This window comes from Burkholderia sp. Ac-20392, from assembly GCF_017104585.1.
GTDB lineage: Bacteria > Pseudomonadota > Gammaproteobacteria > Burkholderiales > Burkholderiaceae > Burkholderia > Burkholderia lata.
The window spans coordinates 1-3,181 of record NZ_JAAGPB010000736.1 but is presented as its reverse complement, the minus strand read 5'-3'; the positions used below and the strand labels follow the sequence as shown (position 1 = coordinate 3,181).

Below are 3,181 nucleotides of genomic sequence, written 5' to 3'. Positions count from 1 at the left end.
CGACGACCGCCTGCCCGGATGCGCGGCGCGTCAGGCGGCCCGCAGCGGCACGTTCGCCTGGCCCGGCCGGCGGTTCGGCGCCATTCCGAGGTGCGCCAGCGTCTCGTCGATGCCGTCGTACTGCACGCCGATCCGGTAGATCGCCTTCGCCTCCTTGCCGGTGGCGAGGTCGCGGCCGAGTTCGCGTGCGATTCGTGCGCACTGCTCGACCTGCTGCACCGACGTCATGCGATTGCCCTTCTGGTCGATGATCGTGTCCTCGATCCCGCAGCGCGGATGCAGGCCCAGCGCCATCGCGACCGTGTTGATCGGCAGCACGTTCTTCATCAGCGATTCGAGCGTGATGCACGCGCCGTCCGGGCAGCGCCGCACGAATTCCATGAAGTTGTACGGATTCGGGCCGTCGAAGCCGCCGCCGATGCCGACCCACGTGACGTTCAGCGGGCCGCGATAGACGCCGCGGCGGATGATCCGTTCGAGCGTTTCCAGCGCGTGCATGCCGGTGAGCTGGAAATGCGGCTGGATACCGGCCGCCTGCAGGCGGCGCAGGTGCTCGTCGACCCAGCCCGGGCCGGCCGGCACGGTCATCTCGCGGTACGCGTCCCACAGCGCGGCTTCGTTCAGCGACGTGCCGGCGATGTCCTTGCGGTTCATCAGCTCGGTGATGTTCATCTGCACGGTGTTGATCGCGACCGTCACCTGGTCGGGCTTCGGCGTCAGCTCGGCGAGCATGTGGCGCGTGTCGTCGGACAGCCATTTCGCATCGGCGCCCTCGCCTTCCGGCGCGAACGAGATCGAGCCGCCCACCTGCAGGATCATGTCGGGCACCGCCTCGCGCAGCCGGCCGAGCAACTCGTTGAACTTCGACAGCCGCTTGCTGCCCTTGCCGTCGAGCTCGCGCACGTGCATGTGCAGCACCGTCGCGCCCGCGTTGTAGCAGTCGACGGCCTTCTGCACGTGCTCGTCCATCGTCACCGGAATGTCTTCCGGAAAATCGGCCGGCATCCATTCGGGGCCGTACGGCGCGACTGTGATGACCACCTTGTCCTGGTTTTCCGGGTGCAGCGAATCGTCGAGAAATTGCATGTCGTCCTCCAGTGGAAATCGTTGTATTTCAGGCGTACGGGCGTGCGTATCCCGCCGCGCCGGGCGGGATGCCCGGCGCGTTGCATGGTTTTTTCAGAGACCGGTTACGGTGCTGCCGTGCTCAGAACGGCACGTCGCCGACGATGCCCGCGCGCTCCATCTTGCGCACGCACGGCGGGTAGTCCATCACCGCGTAGTGCTGGGTGCTGCGGTTGTCCCAGATCGCGACGCTGTTCTTCTTCCAGCGCCAGCGCACCTGGTACTCGGGGATATAAGCCTGGCTGATCAGGTACTGCAGCAACTGGCCGGCGCCGGGGTTCGCGTCCTGCCCGACCCGCACGCGCGCCGGCGTGTGGAAGTTCGTGAAATGCGTCGCGAACGCATTCACGTACAGCACCTTCTCGCCGGTTTCGGGATGCGTGCGCACGACCGGGTGCTCGGCGTCCGGGTACTGCGCCTTCAGCGCGAGGCGTTTGTCGATCGGCATCGCCGCGCCGAAGCTCGCCTCGATGCTGTGGCGTGCGCGCAAGTCGTCGATCTGCTGCTTCACGTGCTCCGGCAGGCGCTCGTACGCAAGCACCATGTTCGCCCACATCGTGTCGCCCCCAACCGGCGGACCGTCGATGCAGCGCAGCACACAGCCGAACGGCGGCGCCACGCGCCAGCTCGCATCGCTGTGCCACGCATTCTCGTAGCGGTCGTTCGGCTGGTCGGGCGACTTGTAGATCCGCACGAGCCCCGGGTGTTCGGGATCGCTGCCGGCAACCGGGTGATCCTCGAGCTCGCCGAAGCGCCGCGCGAACGCGACGTGCTCGGCGCGTGTGAAGTCCTGGTCGCGCAGGAACAGCACGCGATGCCGGAGCAATTGCGCGCGGATCTCGGCGAACAGGCCGTCGTCGTGCACGGCGTCGGCGAGGCTCACATCCAGCAGTTCCGCGCCGATCGCGCAGGTCAGGGGTTCGACTCGCATGCGCGTCTCCTCAGACGATGAACACCGACGAACCGGTCGTCTTGCGCGATTCGAGATCGCGGTGCGCCTGCGCGGCATCCTGCAGCGCGTAGCGCTGGTTGATCTCGATCCGGATCCGGCCGGCCGCGACGTGCGCGAACAGTTCGCCGGCCAGGTCGTTCTTCTCGGCCGGATCGGCGATGTAGTCGGCCAGCGCCGGACGCGTCAGGTACAGCGAGCCCTTCATCGCGAGGCGCTGCGGATCGAACGGCGGGATCGGGCCCGACGCGGTGCCGACGCACACCATCAGCCCGCGCCGCTTCAGCGAATCGAGCGAGCCTTCGAAGGTGTCCTTGCCGACGCTGTCGAACACGACGTCTACGCCCGCGCCGTCCGTCAGTTCGCGCACGCGCTTCGCGACGTCCTCGCGGCTGTAGTCGATCGTATGGTCGCAACCGTGCGCGCGGGCGATTTCGGCCTTGTGCGCGCTGGAGACGGTGCCGATCACTTTGAGCCCGAGCAGCTTCGCCCATTGCGACACGATCAGCCCGACGCCGCCGGCGGCCGCGTGCAGCAGGATCGTGTCGCCCGGCGCGAATGCATGGATGCGGCGCAGCAGGTAGGCCGACGTCAGGCCGCGCATCGTCATCGCCGCGGCCGTTTCGCACGAAATGCCGGCCGGCAGCCGCACGAGCGGCGCGGCGGGGATCAGCCGTTCGGTGCTGTACGCGCCGAGCGTGTTCAGGAAGCCCGTGTAGGTCACGCGGTCGCCGACGGCGACGTTCGTCACGCCGGGGCCGACCGCTTCGACCACGCCGGCCGCCTCGACGCCGAGGCCGGCCGGCAGCGGCACCGGGTACAGGCCACTGCGGAAGTACGTGTCGGCGAAATTCAGGCCGACCGCGTCGTGCCGCAGGCGCACCTGGCCGGGGCCCGGGTCGCCGACGTCGACTTCCTCCCAGCGCAGGACCTCGGGACCGCCGGTTTCGTGGAATCGCACTGCATGTGCCATGTTGTTCTCCGTAGGGTGTCAGTCGGATGCGCGTCGCGCATCGTCGGGTTCGTTCGGTTCGTTCGCGTGTGGCGGCGTCGCGGCTGCGCCGTCCGCCAGCGATTCATCCAGTCCGGCCCAGTCCGCGTCGCAGG

General features: G+C 68.2%; 3 protein-coding genes. All 3 read right to left on the bottom strand.

All coding sequences use genetic code 11. The annotated features are described in order from the left end of the window. Positions 1-30 precede the first annotated feature (30 nt). Positions 31-1,086 (bottom strand): 3-keto-5-aminohexanoate cleavage protein, encoded by a 1,056-nt coding sequence (locus G3N99_RS37535; protein ID WP_206124892.1) that lies wholly within the window; start codon positions 1,084-1,086, stop codon positions 31-33. A 121-nt stretch (positions 1,087-1,207) separates the two neighbouring features. After that, positions 1,208-2,056, bottom strand: coding sequence for a TauD/TfdA family dioxygenase (locus G3N99_RS37530; protein ID WP_174934109.1), 849 nt, complete (start codon positions 2,054-2,056; stop codon positions 1,208-1,210). 10 nt (positions 2,057-2,066) lie between these two features. After that, positions 2,067-3,047 (bottom strand): quinone oxidoreductase, encoded by a 981-nt coding sequence (locus tag G3N99_RS37525; RefSeq protein ID WP_206124891.1) that lies wholly within the window; start codon positions 3,045-3,047, stop codon positions 2,067-2,069. Between the last annotated feature and the right edge of the window lie 134 nt (positions 3,048-3,181).

Coding starts and splice junctions, on each gene's coding strand:
- G3N99_RS37535 (WP_206124892.1), bottom strand. CDS start 1,086: ATGCAATTTCTCGACGATTCGCTGCACCCGGAAAACCAGGACAAGGTG.
- G3N99_RS37525 (WP_206124891.1), bottom strand. CDS start 3,047: ATGGCACATGCAGTGCGATTCCACGAAACCGGCGGTCCCGAGGTCCTG.
- G3N99_RS37530 (WP_174934109.1), bottom strand. CDS start 2,056: ATGCGAGTCGAACCCCTGACCTGCGCGATCGGCGCGGAACTGCTGGAT.